25 protein-coding genes and 1 pseudogene are annotated in these 25,776 nt (G+C 71.2%); 15 read left to right on the forward strand and 11 right to left on the reverse strand.

The window, feature by feature from the left end; translation table 11 throughout:
* Positions 1-144: 144 nt before the first annotated feature.
* The 4 genes from ACIQ6R_RS04545 to ACIQ6R_RS04560 all read right to left on the reverse strand — a co-directional run bounded on the left by ACIQ6R_RS04545 (position 145) and on the right by ACIQ6R_RS04560 (position 2,565).
* Complete coding sequence (locus ACIQ6R_RS04545) at positions 145-720, reverse strand: TerD family protein (RefSeq protein WP_404174943.1); 576 nt, start codon at positions 718-720, stop codon at positions 145-147.
* 109 nt (positions 721-829) lie between these two features.
* Positions 830-1,405, reverse strand: coding sequence for a calcium homeostasis/redox stress adaptation protein (locus ACIQ6R_RS04550; RefSeq protein WP_053130137.1), 576 nt, complete (start codon positions 1,403-1,405; stop codon positions 830-832).
* 138 nt (positions 1,406-1,543) lie between these two features.
* On the reverse strand, positions 1,544-2,002 hold the full coding sequence (locus ACIQ6R_RS04555) for a peroxiredoxin (protein WP_404174947.1): 459 nt from the start codon (positions 2,000-2,002) through the stop codon (positions 1,544-1,546).
* A gap of 125 nt (positions 2,003-2,127) precedes the next feature.
* The gene (locus ACIQ6R_RS04560; protein ID WP_279563571.1) at positions 2,128-2,565 is read right to left on the reverse strand and encodes a DUF3052 domain-containing protein; all 438 of its coding nucleotides are present in this window, start codon (positions 2,563-2,565) and stop codon (positions 2,128-2,130) included.
* A gap of 386 nt (positions 2,566-2,951) precedes the next feature.
* Between ACIQ6R_RS04560 and aceE the strand changes: the two genes are divergently transcribed.
* On the forward strand, positions 2,952-5,708 hold the full coding sequence (aceE, locus tag ACIQ6R_RS04565) for a pyruvate dehydrogenase (acetyl-transferring), homodimeric type (protein ID WP_404218688.1): 2,757 nt from the start codon (positions 2,952-2,954) through the stop codon (positions 5,706-5,708).
* Between the two features lie 119 nt (positions 5,709-5,827).
* Entirely contained in the window at positions 5,828-6,688 is an 861-nt protein-coding gene (locus tag ACIQ6R_RS04570) for a potassium channel family protein (RefSeq protein WP_404218691.1), read from the forward strand.
* Here ACIQ6R_RS04570 and ACIQ6R_RS04575 read toward each other — a convergent pair.
* On the reverse strand, positions 6,673-6,978 hold the full coding sequence (locus tag ACIQ6R_RS04575) for a small hydrophobic protein (protein WP_404218693.1): 306 nt from the start codon (positions 6,976-6,978) through the stop codon (positions 6,673-6,675). The two genes, ACIQ6R_RS04570 and ACIQ6R_RS04575, sit on opposite strands and share 16 nt — an antisense overlap.
* A 253-nt stretch (positions 6,979-7,231) precedes the next feature.
* On the reverse strand, positions 7,232-8,854 hold the full coding sequence (locus ACIQ6R_RS04580) for an MFS transporter (RefSeq protein WP_404218695.1): 1,623 nt from the start codon (positions 8,852-8,854) through the stop codon (positions 7,232-7,234).
* 146 nt (positions 8,855-9,000) lie between these two features.
* On the opposite strand from ACIQ6R_RS04580, the gene ACIQ6R_RS04585 reads away from it, so the two are divergent.
* From ACIQ6R_RS04585 to ACIQ6R_RS04595, 3 genes are all read left to right on the forward strand, one after another.
* A complete protein-coding gene (locus tag ACIQ6R_RS04585) occupies positions 9,001-9,729 on the forward strand; it encodes a TetR family transcriptional regulator (RefSeq protein ID WP_404218697.1) in 729 nt (242 codons plus the stop codon).
* A 72-nt stretch (positions 9,730-9,801) separates the two neighbouring features.
* On the forward strand, positions 9,802-11,019 hold the full coding sequence (locus ACIQ6R_RS04590) for an alpha/beta hydrolase family protein (protein ID WP_404218699.1): 1,218 nt from the start codon (positions 9,802-9,804) through the stop codon (positions 11,017-11,019).
* Between the two features lie 66 nt (positions 11,020-11,085).
* Positions 11,086-11,934 carry a DUF4429 domain-containing protein gene (locus tag ACIQ6R_RS04595; RefSeq protein WP_404174968.1) on the forward strand — a complete coding sequence of 283 codons (849 nt, stop codon included), beginning with the start codon at positions 11,086-11,088 and terminating at the stop codon, positions 11,932-11,934.
* Here the strand turns inward: ACIQ6R_RS04595 and ACIQ6R_RS04600 are convergent, their stop codons facing one another.
* The gene (locus ACIQ6R_RS04600) at positions 11,935-12,951 is read right to left on the reverse strand and encodes an aldo/keto reductase (RefSeq protein WP_404218701.1); all 1,017 of its coding nucleotides are present in this window, start codon (positions 12,949-12,951) and stop codon (positions 11,935-11,937) included.
* Positions 12,948-13,433: a MerR family transcriptional regulator gene (locus ACIQ6R_RS04605; protein WP_404218703.1), complete on the reverse strand. Its 486-nt coding sequence runs from the start codon at positions 13,431-13,433 to the stop codon at positions 12,948-12,950. Before ACIQ6R_RS04605 ends, ACIQ6R_RS04600 begins: the two co-directional genes overlap by 4 nt.
* Before the next feature lie 224 nt (positions 13,434-13,657).
* Between ACIQ6R_RS04605 and ACIQ6R_RS04610 the strand changes: the two are divergent.
* Positions 13,658-13,768 (forward strand): annotated as a pseudogene (locus ACIQ6R_RS04610) (GNAT family N-acetyltransferase); the annotation flags it as partial.
* Between the two features lie 17 nt (positions 13,769-13,785).
* Complete coding sequence (locus ACIQ6R_RS04615) at positions 13,786-14,601, forward strand: serine hydrolase domain-containing protein (RefSeq protein WP_404174977.1); 816 nt, start codon at positions 13,786-13,788, stop codon at positions 14,599-14,601.
* Between the two features lie 136 nt (positions 14,602-14,737).
* On the opposite strand, the gene ACIQ6R_RS04620 is transcribed toward ACIQ6R_RS04615, so the two are convergent.
* Entirely contained in the window at positions 14,738-15,388 is a 651-nt protein-coding gene (locus ACIQ6R_RS04620; RefSeq protein WP_404175229.1) for a pirin family protein, read from the reverse strand.
* Between the two features lie 62 nt (positions 15,389-15,450).
* Between ACIQ6R_RS04620 and fasR the strand changes: the two genes are divergently transcribed.
* From fasR to ACIQ6R_RS04645, 5 genes are all read left to right on the forward strand, one after another.
* Positions 15,451-16,656, forward strand: a complete 1,206-nt coding sequence (gene fasR, locus ACIQ6R_RS04625; protein ID WP_404174980.1) for a fatty acid biosynthesis transcriptional regulator FasR — start codon at positions 15,451-15,453, stop codon at positions 16,654-16,656.
* Between the two features lie 89 nt (positions 16,657-16,745).
* Positions 16,746-17,675, forward strand: coding sequence for an ACP S-malonyltransferase (locus ACIQ6R_RS04630; protein WP_345625999.1), 930 nt, complete (start codon positions 16,746-16,748; stop codon positions 17,673-17,675).
* 16 nt (positions 17,676-17,691) lie between these two features.
* Positions 17,692-18,723: a ketoacyl-ACP synthase III gene (locus tag ACIQ6R_RS04635; protein WP_376671283.1), complete on the forward strand. Its 1,032-nt coding sequence runs from the start codon at positions 17,692-17,694 to the stop codon at positions 18,721-18,723.
* A 101-nt stretch (positions 18,724-18,824) separates the two neighbouring features.
* Entirely contained in the window at positions 18,825-19,073 is a 249-nt protein-coding gene (locus ACIQ6R_RS04640) for an acyl carrier protein (protein ID WP_073951948.1), read from the forward strand.
* Positions 19,074-19,160: 87 nt separating this feature from the next.
* Positions 19,161-20,441, forward strand: coding sequence for a beta-ketoacyl-[acyl-carrier-protein] synthase family protein (locus ACIQ6R_RS04645; protein ID WP_404174984.1), 1,281 nt, complete (start codon positions 19,161-19,163; stop codon positions 20,439-20,441).
* Between the two features lie 152 nt (positions 20,442-20,593).
* On the opposite strand, the gene ACIQ6R_RS04650 is transcribed toward ACIQ6R_RS04645, so the two are convergent.
* The gene (locus ACIQ6R_RS04650) at positions 20,594-21,088 is read right to left on the reverse strand and encodes a DUF3145 domain-containing protein (protein WP_404174986.1); all 495 of its coding nucleotides are present in this window, start codon (positions 21,086-21,088) and stop codon (positions 20,594-20,596) included.
* A gap of 362 nt (positions 21,089-21,450) precedes the next feature.
* Between ACIQ6R_RS04650 and ACIQ6R_RS04655 the strand changes: the two genes are divergently transcribed.
* The 3 genes from ACIQ6R_RS04655 (at position 21,451) to ACIQ6R_RS04665 (ending at position 24,933) form a co-directional block, all read left to right on the forward strand.
* Positions 21,451-22,299, forward strand: coding sequence for an SGNH/GDSL hydrolase family protein (locus tag ACIQ6R_RS04655; RefSeq protein ID WP_404218705.1), 849 nt, complete (start codon positions 21,451-21,453; stop codon positions 22,297-22,299).
* A gap of 39 nt (positions 22,300-22,338) precedes the next feature.
* Positions 22,339-23,325 (forward strand): aldose epimerase family protein, encoded by a 987-nt coding sequence (locus ACIQ6R_RS04660; protein WP_404218707.1) that lies wholly within the window; start codon positions 22,339-22,341, stop codon positions 23,323-23,325.
* Between the two features lie 333 nt (positions 23,326-23,658).
* Positions 23,659-24,933: a pyroglutamyl peptidase gene (locus ACIQ6R_RS04665; protein WP_404218709.1), complete on the forward strand. Its 1,275-nt coding sequence runs from the start codon at positions 23,659-23,661 to the stop codon at positions 24,931-24,933.
* Here ACIQ6R_RS04665 and ACIQ6R_RS04670 read toward each other — a convergent pair.
* Positions 24,896-25,726, reverse strand: coding sequence for an EI24 domain-containing protein (locus tag ACIQ6R_RS04670; RefSeq protein WP_404218711.1), 831 nt, complete (start codon positions 25,724-25,726; stop codon positions 24,896-24,898). The genes ACIQ6R_RS04665 and ACIQ6R_RS04670 overlap by 38 nt on opposite strands.
* Positions 25,727-25,776: the final 50 nt, after the last annotated feature.

Genomic DNA, 25,776 nt, shown 5'->3' on the forward strand with positions numbered 1-25,776 from the left:
ACGATGCCGAAGGCGGCCCACCCCCCGTAGAAGACCGCGGCCACCAGGCCGAGCGCGGTGACCGCGAACGACCACCCGAAGGTTTTCAGAACCACTGGCTACCCAATCGTGTTTGTACGGGGCTCCCCCGCGCCGTACGCGGCTTTACGAAACGTTGACTCCGAAGTCTAGGGCGATGCCGCGCAGCCCCGACGCGTACCCCTGCCCCACCGCTCGGAACTTCCATTCGCCCTGGTAGCGGTAGAGCTCACCGAAGATCATCGCGGTCTCCGTGGAGGCGTCCTCGCTCAGGTCGTAGCGGGCGAGTTCCTGGCCGTCGGCCTGGTTGACGACGCGGATGAACGCGTTGCTGACCTGGCCGAAGGTCTGGCCGCGCTCATCGGCCATGTGGATCGACACCGGAAAGACGATCTTGTCGCAGTGGGCCGGCACCCCGGCGAGGTCGACCAGCACCGACTCGTCGTCGCCGTCACCCTCACCGGTGAGGTTGTCGCCGGTGTGCTCGACCGACCCGTCCGGGCTCTTGAGCTGGTTGTAGAAGACGAACCACTCGTCGCCGAGCACCCGGCCGCTGCTGCACACCAGTGCGCTGGCGTCCAGGTCGAAAGGTGCTCCGGTGGTGGAACGCGCGTCCCAGCCCAGTCCGACCAGTACCTGTGTGAGGTTCGGTGCGGCCTTGGACAGGGAGACGTTGCCTCCCTTGGCAAGCGTGACGCCCATGGTGATCCCTCCCCGGGTGATGGTTCTCGGGTTTCCTGCGCGTCCGGCGCCGCACGTAAACCGTGCGGCGCCGGACGGTCGAGGCGGTGGCCTCGGACGTAGCGGTGACTCAGACGTTCACGCCGAAGTCCTGCGCGATGCCGCGCAGGCCGGAGGCGTAGCCCTGGCCGATGGCGCGGAACTTCCACTCCGCACCGTGCCGGTACAGCTCGCCGAAGACCATGGCGGTCTCCGTGGACGCGTCCTCGCTCAGGTCGTAGCGGGCGATCTCGGCGCCGCCGGCCTGGTTGACGACGCGGATGAACGCGTTGCGCACCTGGCCGAAGGACTGCTGGCGGTTCTCGGCGTCGTAGATCGAGACCGGGAAGGTGATCTTCTCGACGTCGGCGGGGACGGTGGCGAGGTCGATCTTGATCTGCTCGTCGTCGCCCTCGCCCTCACCGGTGAGGTTGTCGCCGGTGTGCTCGACCGACCCGTCCGGGCTCTTGAGGTTGTTGAAGAAGATGAAGTGCGCGTCGCTGGCGACCTTGCCGCCGCTGTTCAGCAGCAGCGCGCTGGCGTCGAGGTCGAAGTCGGTGCCGGTCGTGGTGCGGATGTCCCACCCCAGACCGACGATGACCGCGGTCAGGCCCGGGGCCTCCTTGGTCAGCGATACGTTGCCGCCCTTGCTGAGGCTGACTCCCACGAGTCCTCCATTGGTGTCCAGGGGGCGGGGAGCCCCGTAGTGCGTGGATATCGGATCAACGATTCGATCCTAGTGACGGGTTCCCGCCCCTCGCAGGCCCTGGAACCGACAAATCACACGGTGTCGATCACGTCTCGATCACAGGTTGTCGAGCGCCTTCACGTACTCGGCCAGGTCACGGGCGTCCGGCAGGCCGTTGACGACGGTCCAGCGGACGACACCCTCCTGGTCGATGATGAAGGTGCCCCGGACGGCGCAGCCCTTGTCCTCGTCGAAGACGCCGTACGCGCGCGAGACGTTGCCGTGCGGCCAGAAGTCGGACAGCAGCGGGTACTCCAGGCCCTCCTGCTCGGCGAACACGCGCAGGGTGTGGATGGAGTCGTTGGACACGGCGAGCACCTGGGTGTCGCGGTCGGAGAACTGCGGCAGGTTGTCGCGCACCTCGCACAGCTCACCGGTGCAGACACCGGTGAAGGCGAACGGGTAGAAGAGCAGCACGACGTTCTTCCGGCCGCGGAAGTCGGACAGCCGGACGGTCGCGCCGTGGTTGTCCTTGAGTTCGAAGTCGGGGGCCTTGTCGCCGACCTGGAGCGCCATGTCCTGTTCGTCCCTTCGTAGGGTGGTTCGCTGGAACCACCCTACGCAGGGGTCATCGCGGGTCCGCGGACGGGCCGACGGCGGTCGGCCCGTACGGGTCCGGGTGTGGTGCGGAGCCTGGCCGGCTACCGCTTGGACTTGGCGGCCTTGGGCGTAGCCAGTCGGCTGCCGCTCCAGTCCTTTCCGACGCTGACGCTCTTGGCCGCCGTCAGTCCGGCGGTCGTCGCGGCTTCCGAAATGTCGCTGGCCTCGACGTACCCCGAACGGCCGGTCTTCGGCGTGAGGAGCAGGATCGCCCCGCCCTCTTCGATGTACGTGGTGGCATCCACCAGCGCATCCGTCAGGTCGCCGTCGTCGTCGCGGAACCACAGCACGACGGCATCGGCCACGTCCTCGTAGTCCTCGTCCACCAGCTCGCCCTCGACGGCGCCCTCAATGGCCTCGCGGAGCTCCTGGTCGACGTCGTCGTCGTAGCCGATCTCCTGGACCACCTGCCCGGGCTGGAACCCCAGCCTGACGGCAGGGTTCGTCCGCTCCTCCGCGTGGTCCGCGGTCGCGCTCACGGGTTGCCTCCTGATCATGTCTTGGTGAATATCTCAGCCACGCGCGTGCGCGAAGCATTGGCCGTAGTCCACACGGGCGGGACGGATCGCGCAAGTACCCGGCGACTGGGACCGCCGAAACGGTGACGATCCCGGCCGTGTCGCCGCAACTCCAGCCATGCCTTCCAGACCGAAGGTGACGTACACCACACCTATCTGCCCCGTTTGCGCATTTGGGAACCATGTGTGGGTACGAGACTCGAATGAACGTGCCCCCGACTCCCATGGGGGAACCGGTTACCCCACGGTACAGATGACGTTTGCCTCCGCGAGGTACACGATGGGGAATCGGCGGGGAATCGGCGTAGAGACCCGGCAAAGTGGCCCTCTGACAGCGAAGGAACAGCGTGGCTTCCGCATCCGATCGCAGTGATCGCAATCCGATCATCATTGGCGGCCTCCCGAGTCAGGTTCCTGACTTCGACCCCGAGGAAACCCAGGAGTGGCTCGACTCCCTCGACGCCGCCGTCGACGAGCGCGGCCGGGAGCGGGCCCGCTATCTGATGCTGCGGCTGATCGAGCGGGCCCGCGAGAAGCGCGTGGCCGTGCCCGAGATGCGCAGCACGGACTACGTCAACACCATCCCGACCAAGAGCGAGCCGTTCTTCCCCGGCAACGAGGAGATCGAGCGCAAGATCCTCAACGCCACCCGCTGGAACGCCGCGGTGATGGTCTCGCGCGCCCAGCGGCCGGGTATCGGCGTCGGCGGCCACATCGCCACCTTCGCCTCCTCGGCCTCCCTGTACGACGTGGGCTTCAACCACTTCTTCCGGGGCAAGGACGAGGGCGACGGCGGTGACCAGGTCTTCTTCCAGGGCCACGCCTCGCCGGGCATCTACGCGCGCGCGTACCTGCTGGACCGGCTGAGCGAGCAGCACCTGGACGGCTTCCGGCAGGAGAAGTCCGCGGCGCCCAACGCCCTCTCGTCGTACCCGCACCCGCGGTCGATGCCGGACTTCTGGGAGTTCCCGACGGTCTCGATGGGCCTCGGGCCGATCGGCGCGATCTACCAGGCGCGGATGAACCGCTACATGCACGCGCGCGGGATCGCGGACACGTCGAAGTCGCACGTGTGGGCCTATCTCGGCGACGGCGAGATGGACGAGCCGGAGTCGCTGGGCCAGCTCTCCATCGCCGCCCGCGAGGGTCTGGACAACCTGACCTTCGTGGTCAACTGCAACCTCCAGCGCCTCGACGGCCCGGTGCGCGGCAACGGGAAGATCATCCAGGAGCTGGAGTCGGTCTTCCGCGGCGCCGGCTGGAACGTCATCAAGCTGGTGTGGGACCGCACCTGGGACCCGCTGCTCGCGCAGGACCGCGACGGTGTGCTGGTCAACCGGATGAACACCACACCGGACGGGCAGTTCCAGACGTACGCCACCGAGTCCGGCGCCTACATCCGCGACCACTTCTTCGGCGACGACCACCGGCTGCGCGCGATGGTCGAGAACATGACCGACGACCAGATCCTGCACCTGGGGCGCGGCGGTCACGATCACCGGAAGATCTACGCCGCGTACAAGGCGGCCCTGGAGCACAAGGGCCAGCCGACGGTCATCCTGGCGAAGACGATCAAGGGCTGGACGCTGGGCCCGAACTTCGAGGGCCGCAACGCCACGCACCAGATGAAGAAGCTGACGGTCGACGACCTCAAGCGCTTCCGCGACCGGCTGCACCTGCCGATCTCCGACAAGGAGCTGGAGTCCGGCCCGCCGCCGTACTACCACCCCGGCCGGGACACGGAGGAGATGCAGTACATGCACGACCGCCGGCTCGGCCTCGGCGGCTACGTCCCGACCCGCGTCGTACGGTCGAAGCCGCTCGCACTGCCGGACGACAAGACGTACGCGACCGTGAAGAAGGGGTCGGGCCAGCAGTCCATCGCGACGACGATGGCCTTCGTGCGGCTCCTCAAAGACCTCATGCGGGACAAGGAGATCGGCAAACGGTTCGTGCTGATCGCACCGGACGAGTACCGCACGTTCGGCATGGACTCCTTCTTCCCGAGTGCGAAGATCTACAACCCGCTCGGGCAGCAGTACGAGTCCGTGGACCGGGACCTGCTGCTCGCCTACAAGGAGGCGCCGACCGGGCAGATGCTGCACGACGGCATCTCGGAGGCCGGCTGCACGGCCTCGCTGATCGCGGCCGGCTCGGCGTACGCCACGCACGGCGAGCCGCTCATCCCGGTCTACGTCTTCTACTCGATGTTCGGTTTCCAGCGCACCGGCGACCAGTTCTGGCAGATGGGCGACCAGTTGTCGCGCGGTTTCGTGCTGGGCGCGACCGCGGGCCGTACGACTCTGACCGGTGAGGGCCTCCAGCACGCCGACGGCCACTCGCAGTTGCTGGCCTCGACGAACCCGGCGTGCGTCGCGTACGACCCGGCCTTCGGCTTCGAGATCGCGCACATCGTCAAGGACGGCCTGCGCCGGATGTACGGCGCGGACGAGCAGCACCCGCACGGCGAGGACGTCTTCTACTACCTCACCGTCTACAACGAGCCCATCCGCCACCCGGCCGAGCCCGAGAACGTGGACGTCGAGGGCATCCTCAAGGGCATCCACCGCTTCAGCGAGGGCACGGGCGGCTCGATCCCGGCGCAGATCATGGCGTCCGGGGTCGCGGTGCCGTGGGCCGTCGAGGCGCAGCGGATCCTCGCCGAGGAGTGGAACGTGCGCGCCGACGTCTGGTCGGCGACCTCCTGGAACGAGCTGCGGCGCGACGCGGTGGCGTGCGAGGAGCACAACCTGCTGCATCCCGAGGAGGAGCAGCAGGTGCCGTACGTGACGCGGAAGCTGGCCGGCGCACAGGGGCCGTTCGTGGCCGTGTCCGACTGGATGCGGTCGGTTCCGGACCAGATCGCGCGCTGGGTGCCGGGGACGTACCAGTCGCTGGGCGCGGACGGGTTCGGTTTCGCGGACACCCGCGGTGCGGCGCGGCGCTTCTTCCACATCGACGCGGAGTCGATCGTGGTGGGGGTGCTGAGCGAGCTGGCGCGTGAGGGCAAGGTCGACCGTTCGGTGCTGAAGCAGGCGATCGACCGGTACCGGCTGCTCGATGTGGCGGCGGCGGATCCGGGGGTCGCGGGCGGCGACGCCTAGTAGTGCCGCCGCGGTCGCGCTACCGGTAGCGCGACCGCGGCGGCCCGCGGCGGCGGGCGGCGGCGGCGGGCGGCGGCGTCGCCTCCCGGCCGCCCGGACGGGGGATCTACGATGCGGGGATGAGCACCGAAGCGGACGCAGGGCGGCAAACGGCGCGGAAACGCTGGGAGCGGCACACTCAGCGGCCGCTGCTGGTGCTGGCCCTGCTGTTCGCCGTCGCCTACGCGACACCGATCGTCGACAGCTCGGTGAGCCCGGCCGTGGTGCGGACGTGCCTGGTGGCCGAGTGGGTGGTGTGGGGGGCCTTCACGGTCGACTACCTGGTGCGGCTACGCCTCGCCCCGCACCGCATGAGGTTCGTCCGCACCCACTGGCTGGACCTCTGCGCGGTGCTGCTGCCGCTGCTGCAGCCCCTCAGGCTGCTGCGACTGGTCTCGACGCTGCTCCTGGTGGGACGGCGGGCGCGGATGGCCTCGCAGATCCGGCTGACGACCTATGTCGCCGGCTCGGTGGTCGGGCTGCTGATCTTCGGGTCGCTGGCGGTGCTCTCGGTGGAGCGGAGCGCGCCGGACGGGAACATCCGGACCCTGGGTGACGCCATGTGGTGGTCGTTCACGACGATGACCACCGTGGGGTACGGGGACCTGGCGCCGACCACGGCGATGGGAAGGGTGCTGGCCGTCGGCCTGATGCTGTCCGGGATCGCACTGCTCGGTGTGGTGACCGCGAACATCGCGGCGTGGTTCATCGCCAGGTTCGAGCGGGACGACGTGGAGGGGCGGCGGCGGACCGAGGCGCTTCAGGCGCTCACGGAGGAGGTCCGCGCGCTGCGGGCGGAGGTGGCCGAGTTGCGGAGGCCCGGCGGCGCGGTGCCGGACTCGTCCACGGACGACGCCGTATCCGGTGGCCCCGCCGACGCGGAACCGGCGAGCCACCGGCGTCGGGAGCCGCTGGCCGTGCCGGGTCAGAACATGCCGTAGCCCGGCGACGCCGCCCCGGCGAGCCGGACGAACGCCAGGACCGTGTCGATGATGCCCAGGACCAGAGCGACCACGGCCGGCGCCGGGCGGGAACCCGCCCAGCTTCGGCCCATCGCGAGCCAGCCGCAGACTACGGCGACGGGGCCGAGGATGATCCCCAGCACGAAGAACCCGGCGACCGCGCAGACGACTCCGACGACCGCGAGCGTCGCGCGGTCCGGCCCGGTCCGTGACCACGTCCGGCCACGTGAGCGGGGGTGCCCGCGCGATCCTTGTCCGAAGCTCGCCATCGTCAACTCCCTGAACTCCTCGTAGAGTTCGGGTACCCCGGTGCGGCGCCTTATGCCTGCCGCGAACGCGCTGCCTGCGCGCTGCCCCCCTCCAGCAGCGCGCCGCAGCTCCTCGCCCCCGTGCCCTGCGGAGGACTTGACCCACTGTGACCTGCGAGACCCGTCGGAGGGGAGGGTTCTCCGGCCCTGTCACCCGGATAGGCGAACAGGGCCGGAAGGGGGACGGAGCGGGCCGGCGGCGCCCGGCGTTCCGTCAGATGTGGCCCACGCCCGCGCCGGCCTCCGCGTTCTCACCGCGCTTGGTGAGGAAGGCGACCAGCACGGCGACGGCCGCGACACCGGCGGCGACGAGCGAGGCCAGGCTCATGCCGGAGATGAAGGTGTCGTGCGCGACCTCCGTGACCTTCGCCGCCATCTGCTCCGGCATGCCCTCGGCCACCGGCGCCACACCCACCTGGACCGCTTCGGAGGCCTGGTCCAGTTGTTCCGGCGACAGCTTCGGAAGGCCGGCGTCCGCCCAGTTGCCCGCCAGGTCGCTGTCGACCTTGGAGGCCATCACGGCGCCCAGCACGGCCGTACCGAGGCTGCCGCCGATCTGCATCGCCGCCTGCTGGAGGCCGCCGGCCACGCCGGACAGCTCCATCGGCGCGTTGCCGACGATGACCTCGGTGGCACCGACCATGACGGGCGCGAGGCCCAGGCCCAGCAGGGCGAACCAGAGCGACATGATGCCGCTGCCGGTGTCCGTCTCCAGCGTGGACATGCCGTACATGGCGAGCGCGGTGCAGGCCATGCCGCCGGCCAGCGGGATGCGCGGGCCGACCTTGGTGATCATCGCGCCGGCGAGCGGCGAGCCGACGATCATCATGCCGGTGAGCGGCAGCAGGTGCAGGCCCGCGTCGATCGGGCTCATGCCGTGCACGTTCTGGAGGTAGAACGTCACGAAGAACAGGCCGCCCATGAAGGCGATCGCCATCATGACCATGAGGACGACACCCGCCGACAGCGGGACGGAACGGAACAGCGCCAGCGGGATCAGCGGCTCCTTGACCTTCGTCTCCCAGAAGGCGAACAGCCCGAAGCCCGCGACGGACACGACGAGGAACAGCCACGTCCTGCCGTCTCCCCAGCCCCACTCGGGGGCCTTGATGAGCGCCCAGACCAGGCAGAACATCGCCGCGGAGAGCAGCGCGATGCCCAGGACGTCGAAAGAGCGCGGTGCGTTCTCCGCGCGGTGGTCGAGCAGGATCACGACGCCGAGGACGACGGCGAGGATGCCCACCGGCACGTTGATGAAGAACACGGACTGCCAGTTGACGTGCTCGACCAGCACGCCGCCGAGGATCGGGCCGCCCGCGGTGGAGGCGCCGATGACCATGCCCCAGATACCGATGGCCATGTTGAGCTTCTCGGCCGGGAAGGTGGCCCGCAGCAGGCCGAGCGCGGCCGGCATCAGCAGGGCGCCGAACACGCCCTGGAGCACACGGAAGGTGACGACCAGCGGAATGGTGTCGGACAGGCCGATGGCACCGGAGGCGGCGGCGAAGCCGACCACTCCGATGAGGAAGGTCTGCCGGTGCCCGAAACGGTCACCGAGCTTGCCCGCGGTGATCAGGGAGACCGCGAGGGCGAGGAAGTAGGCGTTGGTGATCCACTGGACGTCCGCGAAGCTGGCCTTCAGGTCGACCTGGATCGCCGGGTTGGCGATGGCCACGATGGTGCCGTCGAGGGCCACCATCATGACCCCTACAGCGACGGTGATGAGGGTGAGCCAGGGGTGGCCGCGCAGTCCGCCGGCCGGCGGAGGGCCCGACGGGCCGGACGACGCTCCCTCGCCCCCCGCTCCCGTCTTGTCGATGGTGGTCTGACTAGTCATACATTCGAGATTAATGACAGCCACTGACAGTTGACAAACCATTTCACTAGTCGGTAACTGACACGACATCTCCCGCTAGCCTGAACTGCGGAAACGAACGGCGAGGCAACACGTCGGCGCGGACCCGAGGAGCGAGTCTTTTGAACATGGCGGACCCAGTCATCCCATCGGGGCTGCGCGAACGCAAGAAACAGCGCACCCGGGACACGCTGCTGCGTTCCGCCCTCGAACTGTTCACCGAGCGTGGCTACGAGGAGACGACCGTCGACGACATCGCCGAGGCGGCCGATGTCTCGCAGCGCACCTTCTTCCGCTATTTCGCGAGCAAGGAGGAGGCGGCCTTCTTCGTGTCGCGGCTCGCGGAGTCGCACTTCGTCGAGGCCGTACGCGGCCGACCGCCCGGCGAGGCACCGCTGGACGCGATGCGCCAGGCCCTCATGGCGAGCTGGTGCACCATCGGTGAGGCCGTCGAGCAGCTGGTCCCGCTCGAACTGCACATGCGTTTCTACCGGGTGATCGAGTCGACGCCCGCGCTGCTCGCCGCCCATCTGCGGCGCGCGACGGAGCTGGAGGAGGAGATCGCGCGCGTCATCGCCGACCGCGAGGGACTGGACGTGGACGCGGACCCGCGGCCGCGCGTGGTCGTGGCCGTCTTCGGATCGGTGATGCGGGTGACCGAACGGATCTGGTCGGCGCGGGACGACGCCAGTCTCGCGGCGCTGCGCGACCTGACCTCCTCCTACCTCGACCAGGTGGAACCCGCGCTCACCGGGAACTGGCGGAGCGACCCCGGCTCCGGCTCCGGCTCCGACCCCGGCTCCGGCTCCGGCTCCCGAGGCGCCGAACAGTCCGGACGGGCGGATCCAACCCCGTAACACCCGACCGAAACGTGATCCGTGTCACTGGATTCACGCGAGACCGTCCCGTTCTCCTAGTGTGTCCTCCCAGTGACTTCCTTCGACACCTCCCCGCAGCTGAACGTCTGGCGCGCACTGCTCGCCCTGGCCGTGGTGTTCGTGATGCTGGCGACCACCGGCTGGACCGCCCTGCGCAACCAGCGGGGACCCACGGCCCTCGAAGCGTCGGTCACGGCCTGGGAGCACGGCCGGATCGACGGACGCCGGCTGCCCGACGCGCAGGCGGCCCCCGCCCGGCTGGCCCGTTTCTTCGCCTCGCTCACCCAGTGGCAGCGCGCGAGCCTGGCCCGCCGCTACCCCCTCGCCGTCGGCAACATGAACGGCGCCCCCGTCGAGCTGCGGTACCTCGCCAACCGCGCGGCGCTCCGCAAGGCACGGGCCGTGGAGCGACTGCGCATGCACGACAAGCGGCTGTCCCTGTCCGGGCAGCGCGAGGCGGGCCGGCGCGCGCACGGCTACGACTCGCTGCTGAACCCCGACCGCCACATCCTCGCCTTCGATCCGGCGGGCTCGGGCAAGGTCGCCGAGGTGTTCGGGAACCTGAACCGCGCCGAGCGCGTGTCCGTCGTCGTGCCCGGCGTGGACACCGAGCTGCTCACCTTCCAGCGCACCGACCGCAAGTACTCGGCGCCCGTCGGCATGGCCGAGGCGCTGTACACGGCCGAGCGCGCGGCGAGCCCGGACACGCGTACGGCCGTGATCGCCTGGGCCGACTACACCTCCCCCAGCGGCCTCGGCATGGAGGCCGCGACGGCGACCCGGGCCGAGCAGGGGGCCGTCCGGCTGAACGCGCTGCTGCGGGCGCTGCCCGGCCGCTCCCCCGTCTCGCTGTTCTGCCACAGCTACGGCTCGGTGGTGTGCGGCCTCGCCGCCGACACGCTGCCCGGCCGGGTGACCGACATAGCGGTGGCCGGCAGCCCCGGCATGCGCGTCGAGAAGGCCACCCAGCTGCACACCTCCGCCCGGGTGTGGTCGATGCGGGACGCCGACGACTGGATCCAGGACGTGCCGTACCTGGAGGTCGGCGGCCTCGGGCACGGAGCCGATCCGGTGTCCGCGGCGTTCGGGGCACGGGTGCTGTCCGCGCGGGGCGCCCAGGGGCACAGCGGCTACTTCGTGCCGGGCACGGAGAGCCTGCGGAACTTCGCGCAGATCGGCGTTGGCGCATACCGCACGCTGGACTGCGCCGCACAGAACGACACATGCCGGGCGGGTTTGTCCGCAGCAGCGACGGCCGGACGCGCGTAGAGGCGCAGAAACTCCGGTTTGCACGGGGAGGGGACGGAGGAGCTCGTGCCGCATACGATGAGCCGCATGGGTGACGTACTGGCCGGATTTCATGCCGCCTGGGAGTTCGAGTCCGACTCCGTGCTCATCCGCTACGAACGGGGGATTCGAACACCCAAGCTGTTCCAGGCGCTGGGGGAACGCCGTGTCCCCCTGGAGGCGATCGCCGGGGTGACGCTCACGCCCGGCAGGCGGGGCACGGTCGTGCTGCGCGTCGAGCCGCGCCCGGGCGCCGATCCGCTGATGGAGGCGGCGGCCGGACAGCTGAAGGAGGGCAGCGACCCGTACCGGCTGGTGCTGCCCGCCGAGCGGGAGACGCTCGCGGAGTACTACGCCGAAGAGCTGCGGGGCCTGCTGAGCGAGTCCGGCAAGACCGAGCGGTACCTGGTCCCGGCGCCCGAGGCACCCCTGCACTTCAAGGCGTACGACGGCAAGGCGTCCTTCGACGGGACGTCGGTGACGTTCCGGTGGTCCTGGACGGGCGCGTCGTCGGCGAAGTGGAAGGCCGGCGACCAGACCTTCCCGGTCGCCGACCTGGGCGGGGTGGAGTGGCGGTCCCCCGAGGCGTTCGAGGGGTACCTGCGGCTGCTGCCGCGGGATGCCTCGGCGGTCGCTCCGCAGGCTGACCAGGACCCCTCTTCGGTCGTGTTCGGGCTCGGGTACGGGCCGGTGCACGAGTCACTGCCGTTCGCGGCGGCGGTGCTGGCGGCGGTGCGGGACCGCGGTCCCGCGGTGCCGGTTCCGGTGCCGGCCCCCCGGCGTGACCCCGCGGACATCGCCGAGCGGATCCGGCACCTCGGGGAATTGCATCAGGCGGGGCTGGTCACGGACGAGGAGTTCTCCTCGAAGAAGGCGGAGCTGCTGGCGGAGCTGTGACTACTCACGTCCGGCCGAGGTGAACGTCATGTCCGCGTAGCGGTCCCCGGCGACCTTCTCCGCGATCGGCTCCAGCAGGGACAGCTCGTCCCGCGTCAGGGTGAGGCCCGTCGCCGCCGTGTTCTCCTCCACCCGGGCCGGCTTGCGAGTGCCCGGGATCGGAACGACCGGCAGGCCGTGCACCCCGGCGCGCTGCTGGACCCAGGCCAGGGCGATCTGGCCGAGGGTGGCGCCGTGGGCCTCGGCGACCGTGCGGACCGGATCGAGGAGGGCCGCGTTGGCCGCCGCGTTGTCGCCGGTGAAGCGGGGCTGCTGGCGGCGGAAGTCGCCGGCCGTGAGGTCCTGGTCCGCGTTGGCGAAGGAGCCGGTGAGGAAGCCGCGGCCGAGGGGCGAGTACGGGACGAGGGCCACGCCGAGTTCGCGGGCGGCCGGCACCACGCCCGCCTCGATGTCCCGGCTGAACAGCGACCACTCCGACTGCACGGCGGCGATCGGATGCACCGTCCGTGCGGCCCTCAGCTCGTCGCCCGTCACCTCGCTCAGCCCGAGGTGCTTGACCTTGCCCTCGCGGACCAGCTCCGCCATGACGGCGACGGTCTCCTCGATGGGCACGCTCACGTCGCGCCGGTGCATGTAGTAGAGGTCGATCACGTCGACGCCCAGGCGGCTCAGGCTCGCCTCGACCGACTGGCGGATGTACGGCGGGTCGTTGCGGATGATCCGCTTCGTCGGCTCGTCCGGCGGGATCGACAGGGCGAACTTGGTCGCGATGACGACCTCGTCGCGGTGGGCCTTGAAGAACGGCGACAGGAACCGCTCGTTCTCGCCGGCGCCGTACGCGTCGGCCGTGTCGTAGAGCGTGACGCCCAGCTCCAGCGCCCGTTCCAGGGCCGCCCGGGAGGCGTCGGCGTCCGACGGGCCGTAGCCGAAGCTCATGCCCATGCAGCCGAGGCCCTGGACACCCACCTCCGGGCCGTCGTCGCCGAGCCGCACCGTCGGGATCCTGCCGTCGGTCATCGGGTCCCCTCCTCTTCACGGGTGCGTCCGGCGTCCCCGTAGAAGCTGATCTTCCGGTCGAGTACGGCGAGGGTGTCCTGGAGCTCGGCCATCCGCGTCAGCACGTCTCGGCGCGTGGACTCCAGCAGTTCCCGCCGGTCGGGGTACGTGCTCTCGCCCTCACGCACCAGCTCCGCGTACCGGACCATGTCGGCGACCGGCATGCCGGTCAGGCGCAGTTTGCCGACGAAGTCGAGCCAGTCCAGGTCGCGGTTGCTGTAGCGGCGCTGCCCGGTGTGCGAGCGGTCGATGTGGGACATCAGGCCGATCCGCTCGTACCAGCGCAGCGTGTGGGCCGTCAGTCCGGTGAAGGCGACGACCTCGCTGATGGTGTAGTGGTCCTGCCCGTCGGGGCGCGGGTGGCGCCGGGGCGGGGCGGAGCAGATGTCTGTTCTGGTGGCGTTCGGCCCGAGGGTCTCGGCCGTGGTCTGCATCACCGTCATGCGCTCCACGCTATGACCTTGGAGTGCACTCCAAGCAAGCGGCCGCGGTAAGAAGCCGACGGCGAGCGGGCCACCGTGGGCAGGGTGAGCGGACCGCCGCGGGAAATACCAGGACGCGCGGCGCGACCGGTCACCGGCGTGTCGGCATGAGTCCCGTACGCCGACCACCCCGAGCGGGCGGAGGCGCTGGCGGCGCCGGCGGCGGGCACGCCGGAGTACCGGATGAGCGGGGCGCGGGGCACGTCATGCTCACCGCGTCCCCCGACGCCGAGCCCCTCTACGAGTCCCTCGGCTTCACCCGCGACACGACCCCCTCGATGAGGCTGTACCTGTGAGCCTTAGGCTCGGTGGCATGTCCTTGAAGAGCCTCGCGTTGATCGAGAACTGGCCGGTTCCCACCGCCGCGGCGGGTGTCGTACGAGCCGACGGCACGATCCTGGGCACCCGCGGCCCGGTCGGGCAGCGGTTTCCCCTCGCCTCGGTCACCAAGCCGCTCGCGGCGTACGCGGCACTCGTCGCGTACGAGGAGGGCGCCGTCGAGCTGGACGAGCCCGCCGGTCCCGCCGGGTCGACCGTGCGTCACCTGCTCGCGCACACCTCGGGCCTGGCCTTCGACGAGCACCGGGTGACCGCCCCGCCCGGGGAGCGCCGGCTGTACTCCAACGCCGGTTTCGAGCAGCTCGGCGACCACATCGCGAAGGCGGCGGACATCCCGTTCGCCGAGTACGCGCGACAGGCCGTACTGGAGCCGCTGGGCATGACGGCCACCGCCCTCGACGGCTCCCCGGCCAAGGACGGGGTGTCCACGGTCGAGGACCTGCTGCGGTTCGCCGCCGAGGTGCAGGCGCCGCGGCTGCTGGACCCGCGCACGGTCGCCGCGGCGATGACGGTGCAGTACCCGGGCACGAAGGGCGTGCTGCCGGGCTACGGGCACCAGAACCCCAACGACTGGGGGCTGGGTTTCGAGATCCGCGACTCCAAGTCCCCGCACTGGACGGGCGCGTCGTCGTCGCCGCGCACCTTCGGGCACTTCGGTCAGTCCGGTACGTTCCTGTGGATCGACCCGGATGCCGGGCTCGCCTGCGTGGCGCTCACCGACCGGGCGTTCGGCCCCTGGGCGGCCGAGGTCTGGCCGGCCTTCACGGACGCGGTGCTCGCCGAGGTCTAGGGCCTGCCGTTCAGGTCGGCCGAGAGTCACAACCGACGGCAACGCCGCAGAGGTGCGTGCCACGCCCCGCGACGCCGGCATGATCCGCACGGCAGGCACCGGGGCACCTCCCAGGCCCCAGGGCACCTCCCAGCCGCTAGGACATCTCCCAGAGCAGCAGCTCGGCCGGCGTCACCGCCACCGCGTCCACACCGTCGGCGTCCGTGACACGGGCCGCGTCGCCCGGGCCCAGCTCCTCGCCGTCCAGGCGTACGTCGCCGCGCACGACGTGGACGTAGACGTACGCCGCGTCCGGCACCGCGGTCCGCTCCCCCGCCGTGAGGCGGCGCACGTGGAGCATCGCGCCCGCCTCGGGGACGGCGTACGGGGTGGAGTCGGCGATGCCGCGGACGATCTCGTAGGCGGGGTCGCCGCCGGGGTCGCGCGGGGCCAGCCACATCTGGACGAAGGTCAGGGGCGCGGCGCCGTCGTTGCGCTCGACGTGGCGGACGCCGCCCGCCGAGCTGAGGCGTTGCACGTCCCCGGCCCGCACGGTCGTCTCGTGGCCCGCGGTGTCGCGGTGGGTCAGTTCGCCCTCGGCCACCCATGTGACGATCTCGGTGTGGCTGTGCGGGTGCTCGTCGAAGCCGGCGCCGGGCGCGAGGCGCTCCTCGTTGCAGGCGATCAGCGGCCCGAAGCGCAGGTTGCCGGGGTCGTAGTGGGGTCCGAAGGAGAAGGCGTGCCACGACTCGATGCCGGCCGCCGCGTCGCCTCCGGGATAGCGCTCGTCGGCGCGCCGTACGTCCATCACGTCGTCCACCGTAGACCCGGCGACACGCTCACCCGTCCCGATAAGGCAGTCTTGTCCACGTGCCCGAACCCGAAACCAGCATGCCCGAGCCCGGGGCGCACGCCGTCCACCCGCACACCGCGACCCTGAAGCGGCTGGAGCAGTCCTCCGGGTCGCTCGCCGCGCAGGCCATCGCGCGGATGGACGAGACGCTGCCGTGGTACCGGGCCATGCCACCGGAGAACCGCTCCTGGATCGGGCTGGTGGCCCAGGCGGGCATCGCCGCCTTCACCGAGTGGTTCCGGCGCCCGGACGCCCCGCAGGCCATCTCCACCGACGTCTTCGGCACCGCGCCGCGCGAGCTGACCCGGGCGATCACGCTGCGGCAGACCGTCGAGATGGTGCGGACCACGATCGAGGTCATGGAGTCCGCGATCGACGAGGTCGCCGCTCCCGGGGACGAGTCGGTGCTCCGCGAGGCGCTGCTCGTGTACGCCCGGGAGATCGCCTTCGCGACCGCCCAGGTGTACGCGCAGGCCGCCGAGGCACGCGGTGCCTGGGACGCGCGGCTGGAGTCGCTGGTCGTGAACGCCGTGCTCAGCGGGGAGGCCGACGAGGGCGCCCTCTCGCGGGCCGCCGCGCTCGGCTGGAACTCGCCGGAGCACGTGTGCGTGGTGCTGGGCACCGCTCCCGACGGGGACTCCGAGCTGACCGTGGAGGCCATCCGGCGCGCGGCCCGGCACGCCAAGCTCCAAGTGCTGACCGGGGTGCTCGGGGACCGGCTGGTGGTGATCGCGGGTGGCAGCGACAATCCGCTGGCGGTCGCGAAGTCGCTGATCGGGCCGTTCGCGCAGGGCGCCGTGGTGGCCGGTCCGGTGGTGCCGGACCTGCTGGCCGCGACCCGGTCCGCGCAGGCCGCCGCGGCCGGGCTCAAGGCGTGCACCGCCTGGCCGGACGCGCCGCGCCCGGTGCTCGCGGACGATCTGCTGCCGGAGCGCGCGATCGCCTCCGACCCGTCGGCCCGTGTGCAGTTGGTGGAGGAGATCTACAGACCACTGGAGGAGGCCGGGGCCGCGCTGCTGGAGACGCTCAGCGTCTATCTCGAACAGGCGAGCAGTCTCGAGGGCGCCGCCCGGATGCTCTTCGTTCACCCGAACACCGTGCGCTACCGGCTCCGACGTGTGACTGACGTCACCGGATGGTCACCCTCTGATGTACGGTCTGCGTTCACACTGCGGATCGCGCTCATCCTGGGGCGTCTGGCCGATGGAGATCAGCAACTCTAAGCTTTTGTCGGGGGTCTACAAAACCCCCTCGTGTTCTTCGTCCCTGTCCCCACGGGCGGTCGTGGCCGTCCTCAAGAGAGAGTGTGAGAGTGCTCGTACTCGTCGCTCCCGGCCAGGGCGCCCAGACGCCCGGCTTCCTGACTGACTGGCTCGCCCTTCCCGGTGCCGCGGACCGCGTCGCCGCGTGGTCCGACGCCATTGGACTCGATCTCGCCCACTTCGGCACGAAGGCCGACGCGGACGAGATCCGTGACACGTCCGTCGCCCAGCCGCTGCTGGTCGCCGCCGGAATCCTCTCCGCGGCGGCACTCGGTGACATGACGGACATCGCGCCGGGTGCGGTCGCGGGCCACAGCGTCGGTGAGATCACCGCCGCCGCGTTCGCGGGTGTCCTCGACGACACCGCCGCGCTGACCCTCGTACGCCGTCGGGGCCTGGCCATGGCCGAGGCCGCCGCGGTCACCGAGACCGGCATGTCGGCGCTGCTCGGCGGCGACCCCGAGGTGAGCGTGGCGCACCTGGAGAAGCTCGGTCTGACCCCGGCGAACGTGAACGGCGCCGGTCAGATCGTGGCGGCCGGCACCATGGAGCAGCTGGCCGCGCTGAACGACGACAAGCCCGAGGGCGTGCGCAAGGTCGTCCCGCTGAAGGTGGCCGGCGCGTTCCACACGCACCACATGGCGCCCGCGGTGGACAAGCTCGCCGAGGCCGCGAAGGCCCTCACGCCGGCCGACCCGAAGGTGACGTACGTCTCCAACAAGGACGGGCGGGCCGTCGCCACCGGCGCCGAGGTGCTGGAGCGCCTCGTCGGCCAGGTCGCCAACCCGGTCCGCTGGGACCGGTGCATGGAGACGTTCAAGGAGCTGGGCGTCACCGCACTGATCGAGGTGTGCCCGGGTGGCACGCTGACCGGGCTGGCCAAGCGGGCACTGCCGGGCGTGAAGACGCTGGCCCTGAAGACCCCCGCCGATCTCGACGCGGCCCGCGAGCTCGTCGCCGAGCACGGCCAGCAGGCCTGACAAGGAGCGCGAGAGCATGTCGAAGATCAAGCCCAGCAAGGGCGCCCCGTACGCGCGCATCCTCGGCGTCGGCGGTTACCGCCCGACCCGGGTCGTGCCGAACGAGGTGATCCTCGAGAAGATCGACTCGTCCGACGAGTGGATCCGCTCGCGCTCCGGCATCGAGACGCGGCACTGGGCGTCGCCCGAGGAGACCGTCGCCGCGATGTCGATCGAGGCCTCGGGCAAGGCCATCGCGGACGCCGGTATCGACGCCTCGCGGATCGGTGCCGTGGTCGTCTCGACCGTGTCGCACTTCAGCCAGACCCCGGCCGTCGCCACCGAGATCGCCGACAAGCTCGGCACGGACAAGGCCGCCGCCTTCGACATCTCGGCGGGCTGCGCGGGCTTCGGCTACGGTCTGACGCTGGCCAAGGGCATGATTGTCGAGGGTTCGGCGGAGTATGTCCTGGTCATCGGGGTGGAGCGGCTCTCGGACCTGACCGACCTGGAGGACCGGGCCACCGCCTTCCTGTTCGGCGACGGCGCCGGCGCGGTCGTGGTCGGCCCGTCCCAGGAGCCGGCGATCGGTCCGACGGTCTGGGGTTCGGAGGGCGACAAGTCCGAGACGATCAAGCAGACGGTCTCCTGGGACCGCTTCCGGATCGGCGACGTCTCCGAACTGCCCCTCGACAGCGAGGGCAACGTCAAGTTTCCTGCGATCACGCAGGAGGGCCAGGCGGTGTTCCGCTGGGCCGTGTTCGAGATGGCGAAGGTCGCGCAGCAGGCGCTGGACGCGGCCGGAATCAGCCCGGACGACCTGGACGTCTTCATCCCGCACCAGGCCAACGTGCGGATCATCGACTCGATGGTGAAGACGCTGAAGCTGCCGGAGCACGTCATGGTCGCCCGTGACATCCGTACCACCGGCAACACCTCGGCCGCCTCGATTCCGCTCGCGATGGAGCGGCTCCTGGCGACCGGCGAGGCCAAGAGCGGCGACACCGCGCTCGTCATCGGCTTCGGGGCGGGTCTCGTCTACGCCGCGACGGTCGTTACCCTCCCCTAGGCACTCCGTGCCGGATCACCGGTCCGGAACGGAGACCAGCAACACCTGCCGCTGACGCGGCGGGCCGCCACACCCTCTGAAAACAACGAAGGAGCGCCACCATGGCCGCCACTCAGGAAGAGATCGTCGCCGGTCTCGCCGAGATCGTGAACGAGATCGCCGGCATCCCGGTTGAGGACGTCCAGCTGGACAAGTCCTTCACCGACGACCTGGACGTCGACTCGCTGTCCATGGTCGAGGTCGTCGTCGCCGCCGAAGAGCGCTTCGACGTCAAGATCCCGGACGAGGACGTCAAGAACCTCAAGACGGTCGGCGACGCGACCGAGTACATCCTCAAGCACCAGGGCTGATCACCCGATCACCGCCTCTGGGCTGACTGCCCCGCCACCCGGCGGTGGCGCCGTACGAATCCGTATCCCGTTGGAGAAAGAATTCCCGTGAGCTCGACCAATCGCACCGTGGTCGTCACCGGTATCGGCGCAACCACACCGCTGGGTGGCGACGCAGCCTCTACCTGGGAAGGCCTGGTCGCCGGCAAGTCCGGCGTCAAGCCCCTGGAGCAGGAGTGGGCCGCCGACCAGGCGGTCCGCATCGCCGCACCGGTCGCCGTGGACCCCTCCGAGGTCATCCCGCGGCCCCAGGCCCGCCGTCTGGACCGTTCGGCCCAGTTCGCGCTGATCGCGGCGCAGGAGGCCTGGAAGGACGCCGGCTTCACCGGCAAGGCCGGCGAGGCGGCCGAGGGCGGCAGCGTCGACCCCGACCGGCTCGGCGCGGTCATCGCCTCCGGCATCGGCGGCGTGACGACCCTGCTCGACCAGTACGACGTGCTCAAGGAGAAAGGCGTCCGCCGCGTCTCCCCGCACACCGTCCCCATGCTGATGCCGAACGGCCCCTCGGCCAACGTGGGCCTGGCCGTGGGCGCCCGGGCGGGCGTGCACACGCCGGTCTCCGCCTGCGCGTCGGGCGCCGAGGCCATCGGCTACGCCATCGAGATGATCCGCACCGGCCGCGCCGACGTCGTCGTCGCGGGTGGCACGGAGGCGGCGATCCACCCGCTGCCCATCGCCGCGTTCGGCAACATGATGGCGATGTCCAAGAACAACGACGACCCGCAGGGCGCCTCCCGCCCCTTCGACACGGGTCGCGACGGCTTCGTCCTCGGTGAGGGCGCCGGCGTCCTCGTCCTGGAGTCCGCCGAGCACGCCGCGGCACGCGGTGCCCGCGTCTACGCGGAGGCGGTCGGCCAGGGCATCTCCGCCGACAGCCACGACATCGTGCAGCCGGAGCCGGAGGGCCGCGGCATCTCGCACGCCCTGCAGCACCTGCTGGACAACACCGACCTGGACCCGGCCGAGATCGTGCACGTCAACGCGCACGCCACCTCGACGCCGGCCGGTGACATCGCCGAGCTGAAGGCGCTGCGCAAGGTCCTCGGCGACGACGTCGACCACATGGCGGTCTCCGGCACCAAGTCGATGACCGGTCACCTCCTCGGCGGCGCGGGCGGCGTGGAGTCCGTCGCGACGGTGCTCGCCCTGTACCACCGGGTGGCGCCGCCGACCATCAACGTCGAGAACCTCGACCCGCAGGCCGAGGCCGCCGCGGACATCGTCCGGGGCGAGGCCCGGAAGCTGCCCGTCGAGGGCCGGATCGCCGCGCTGAACGACTCGTTCGGTTTCGGCGGCCACAATGTCGTACTCGCGTTCCGGACGGTCTGAGCGGCCGAGCCGCACGTTCGATGGCCCGGGCCCCTCGGAGGGGCCCGGGCCATCGTCGTCCGTCGGGATGCCGGGTGCGGGTCGTACGCGGCCAATCGCGCGTACGCGGCGGAGCCGCACATCGGCGAAGACCCGCGCCCCTTCGGGGCGCTTCAGACCACCTGGTGCAGCCAGCGGACCGGGGCGCCCTCGCCCGCGTGGCGGAAGGGTTCCAGTTCGTCGTCCCAGGGCTTGCCGAGGAGTTTGGCGACGTCGGACTCCAGGTCGGTCTCGCCGCGCCGGGAGCGGACCAGGGCGGCGCGCAGCCGGTCCTCGGGGATCATGATGTCGCCGTGGATGCCGGTGACGGCGTGGAAGATGCCGAGCTCGGGGGTGCAGCTGTAGCGCTCGCCCTCGGCGTTCGCGGACGGCTCCGCGGTGACCTCGAAGCGCAGCAGTTGCCAGCCGCGCAGTGCGGAGGCGAGTTTGGAGGCGGTGCCGGCCTGGCCCTGCCAGGAGAACTCCGAGCGCCAGGTGCCGGGCGCGGCGGGCTGCCGGATCCAGTCCAGGCCGACGCGCGTGCCGAGCACCCCGGCGATGGCCCACTCGACGTGCGGGCAGAGCGCGCGCGGCGCGGAGTGCACGTACAGAACTCCACGTGTCGTCACCGGAACCTCCGGGCTGAGCGGGACATCTCGGAACGGGCGGAACGGTTGTGGCCTGGCGGGCCACGTTGATGGCGAGGCTACCGTGCGACGGGGCAAGGAGTGTGACGTACCGTCGGTCCCGGTGCCGACAAACCTCCGCCATTCACCCGGCAGGACGCTTGTGCGGGTGTGAGCCGTTGCATCCGCGCCCTCGGGAACCCTGGCGCGGTGTCATGGGTTGAGGACGTTGGAGGCACGAGGCGAGGGGTGGGACCGGTATGGGTCAGCGGACGGGCCGGAGGACGCCTGTCGGTCGTCGGCTTTCGCGTGTCGCTCATCGACGTTCGCGTGTCGGCCGCCGCCGTTCGCGTGCCGCGCTCGCCGTGGTGACCGCCGCCGTCCTGGGCGTGGCCGGCTGCGACGCCGTCGGCGGCGACTCCCCCGACCCGTCCGGCTCCGCGTCGAAGCGGCCGAAGCCCTCCCCCGCCTGGGACACGAGCCCCGACTCGGTCGCCGCGGTGGGCGACTCCATCACGCGCGGCTTCGACGCCTGCTCGGTCCTGTCGGACTGCCCGGAGGTCTCGTGGGCGACCGGCGGCAGCGCCGAGGTCGACAGTCTCGCCGTACGGCTGCTGGGGAAGGCGGAGGCGGCCGAGCGGAGCTGGAACTACGCGGTCACCGGCGCCCGGATGGCGGACCTGCCCGGGCAGGTGACCCGGGCGGCGGCGCGGAAGCCGGAGCTGGTCGCGGTGATGGTCGGGGCCAACGACGCCTGCCGGGCCACGACCTCGGCGATGACGTCGGTGGCCGACTTCCGGGACCGGTTCGAGGAGGCCATGGGCGTGCTGCGCGAGAGCCTGCCCAAGGCGCAGGTGTACGTGGCGAGCATCCCGGACCTGAAGCGGCTCTGGTCGCAGGGACGCACCAACCCGCTGGGCAAGCAGGTGTGGAAGCTGGGCATCTGCCCGTCGATGCTGGGCGACGCGGACTCCATGGACTCGGCGGCGACGCTGCGGCGGAACACCGTGCGGGACCGGGTGGAGGACTACAACGAGGTGCTGCGGGAGGTCTGCGCGAAGGACCGGCTGTGCCGCACCGACGGCGGCGCGGTGCACGAGTACCGGTTCGGGACCGGCCAGTTGAGCCGCTGGGACTGGTTCCACCCGAGTGTGGACGGCCAGGCCCGGCTGGCCGAGATCGCGTACCGCGCGGTCACCGCGAAGCAGCCCTGACCCACTCTGACCTGGGCGGCGTGTCCTAGAGTTCCGCACATGAGCGAACTCTTCGGCACACTTTCGGACGGCACCCCCGTCCACCGCTGGACCCTGGAGCGGGCCGGCGTGCGGGTACGGGTCCTGTCGTACGGCGGGATCGTGCAGTCGGCCGAGGTCCCGGACCGGGACGGGAACGCCGCCGGTGTGGTGCTGGGGTTCGCGGACCTGGACGGCTATGTGACGCACCCGGAGCCCTACTTCGGCGCGCTCGTCGGGCGGTACGCCAACCGGATCGCGGGCGGGCGTTTCCCGCTGGACGGGCGGTCGTACACGCTGGCGCTCAACAACGGGCCGAACTCGCTGCACGGCGGTGAGCGCGGCTTCGACAAGCGCGTGTGGGACGTGGAGCCCGTCGGGGAGGGCGCGCACGGTGTCCGGCTGAGCCGGGTCAGTCCGCACGGCGAGGAGGGCTTCCCGGGCCGCGTGGAGATCTCGGCGACGTACACGCTGGACGAGTCGGGTGCGCTGCGGATCGCGTACGAGGCGGTCACGGACGCGCCGACGGTGCTGAACCCGACGAACCACAGCTACTTCAACCTGGGCGGGACGGGCGCCGGGCACGCGGGCGGCCATGAACTGCGGCTCGCCGCCTCCCGGATCACGCCGGTCGACGCCGACCTGATCCCGACGGGCGGCACGCGGGACGTGGCGGACACGCGCTTCGACTTCCGGCGGGCGCGCAAGGTCGGTTCCGGCTACGACCACAACTTCGTCCTCGACAAGGGCGTGACGGACACCGCCGTGGAGGTCGCCGAGCTGTACGACCCGGCGTCGGGGCGTGTGCTGACGGTGGCGACGACCGAGCCCGGACTCCAGTTGTACACCGCCGACCACCTGGGCGAACCGTTCGCGCCCGGGGACGGCATCGCACTGGAGACGCAGCACTTCCCGGACTCGCCGAACCGGCCGGAGTTCCCGAGCACGGTGCTGCGGCCCGGCGAGGTCTTCCGCTCGGAGACGGTGTACGGGTTCTCGGTGCGGTAGCCCGTGCGGTGGGTAGCCCGTGCGGTGCTCCCCCAGGTGCCGGGTCCCGGTGCCGGGTCCCGGTGCCGGGTCCCGGTACTGAGCCCCGGCCCGGATGTCAGGTCCCGGGCCGGGGCTGTTCGTGGGGGCACGCCGTGGGCGGTCCCGCGTCAGACGGTAATCGCCCCGGTGATCCGGTGGTCCATGATCGGGCGTCCGGTCGCCGGTTCGTACGAACCCTTCACAAACGGCCACCGACCGGCCGCCACGCCCCATGGCGCACGCCCCTTCCGTCACGGGATACTGCCGCCGTCCCACAGCGCACCCCACGGCGACGGAAGGACCTGAACTCCCTTGACACACATACGCGTTCGGATCGGCGTACTCGGACTGGCCCTGGTGGCGGGGCTCGCGGCCCCGGCGACGGCCACGGCGGCGCCCCCGGCCACCGTCTCCGCACCGACCGCCGAGGAGCGGCGGCTCGACGGGGAGGTGCCCCAGGAGATCCTGCGGCGCTCCGGATTCGCCTCGGTGGGGCCGGCGTTCGCCCGTGGGCTCGGGCGGACGGACTCCTACCGCGAGGCCCGGCGCCTCGTCGCGCGCGAGGGCTCGGCGCTGTGGCGGCGCGCGGTGGACCGGGTGCAGGGGCGGGGCCCGGCCCGCGGGGACCTCAGCCGGGACGACGACCGGCCGCTGTACTGGGCGCGGCTCGGGATGACCCGGGAACTGCGCACCTGGGAGCCGGAATTCGGGCTGACCGGGCGGCAGCGGGCCGCGCTGCTCGGGGAACTGGAGCGCGCCTCGCGCGGCCAGGGCGACATCCGCCTCCCCCGCGGCAAGGGCGTGAAGCGGGTCCTGCTCACCGGCTTCGACCCCTTCACCCTGGACCGCGACATCCGGATCTCCAACCCGTCCGGCGCCGCCGCGCTCGCCCTGGACGGCACGGTGATCGACACACCGGACGGGCCAGCCCGGGTGGAGACGGCCGTGTTCCCGGTGCGCTGGCGGGACTTCGCGGAGGGGGCGGTGGAGCGCGCCCTGCGGCCGTACCTGCCGAGGGTGGATCTGTTCACGACCGTGAGCCAGGGCCGGGTCGGGCGGTTCGACGTGGAGCGGACCAACGGGGCCTGGCGGGGCGGTTTCCCCGACAACGAGAACGTCTCCCGCACGGAGACGGTGCCCGTCACCGACCCGGCCTCGCAGCCGCAGTGGACGACGACCACACTGCCGTACGAGGCGATCACGGCCTCGGACACCGGCCGCTTCCCCGTGTACGACAACACGAGCGTGACCGAGATCCCGGCGGGAGGCACCGAGCCGGTGGTACGGCCGGACGGGCCCACGCCCGGTTCGACAGCCCGCGCGGGAGGCGGCGGGGACTACCTCTCCAACGAGATCGCCTACCGGGCGACCCTGCTGCGGGACCGGCTCGGGCTGGGCGCCACGCTGCCGGGCGGGCACGTCCACACGCCGGTGCTGCGGTTCGGGGCCGGGAACACCGACCCGGCGACCGGGGCGGTCAGCGATCCCGCGTTCGTGCGCAACCGGCTGGACATCGTGGCGCAGACGCGGGCGATCGTGGCCGTGGCGGTCAGCGCGTCGAAGTCCGACCAATCGGGCCGGAGCTGACCGCCGGGTCCGCGGAGCCGCCGTCGGAGCGGTCGTCGCCGTCGCGGGTCTCCTCGCCCAGCAGTTCGCGGGCGAGGAGCGTGGCGCCCGCGACCGCGCCCGGCATCAGGAACACCGCGACGAACGGCACCAGGAAGGACACGCTCAGCGGGGTGCCGAAGCCCCAGACCAGCATCTTGCGGGAGCGCAGGAGGGCGAGGCGCTCGCGCAGTTCGACCCCGCGGCGCTGGAGGGCGACGGAGGCGAGTTCCTCGGTGAGGAAGAAACCGGTGACGAAGAAGCCGACCACCGGGACCACCGTCTGCCCGACGACCGGGATGAAGCCGAGGGCGAAGAGCAGCACGCCCCAGACGGCGGCGCGGAGCAGGATCCGGAGGCTGTCGCGGCCGGAGACCCACAGCTCGCGCCAGAGCGGCAGGTTCGACTCGGGGGCGGTGCCGTCCGGGGAGACGTCGCGGTCGACCCGCTCGGAGAGGCTCTCGTAGAAGGGCTGGCCGATCAGCAGGGTGACCGCGGTGAAGGTGAGGACGGCCAGGAGCAGGGCGAGGGCGAACAGGACGGCGGTGAGGAAGCCGCGGAAGAGGCCGGGCCAGGGGCTCGACCAGTCGTCGGCGAAGGGGGTCGCCCAGGCGACGAGGTCCGTGCCCCACAGCGCCAGGCCGACCAGCGCCGCCGCGTACAGCACCAGTGTGATCAGGCCCGGGAGGAGCCCGAAGCCGTAGCTCCTGCCGTGCCGGGCCACCCAGCGCTGGCCCTTCAGGAGATGGCCGAATCCCGCCCCAAGATCGCGCATGGGCGGAACTCTACCGGTCGGGGACCGGCACCGCCGTGCCCCGATGGAGC

It is taken from the genome of Streptomyces sp. NPDC096048, assembly GCF_044763415.1.
In the GTDB taxonomy this organism is placed as follows: domain Bacteria; phylum Actinomycetota; class Actinomycetes; order Streptomycetales; family Streptomycetaceae; genus Streptomyces.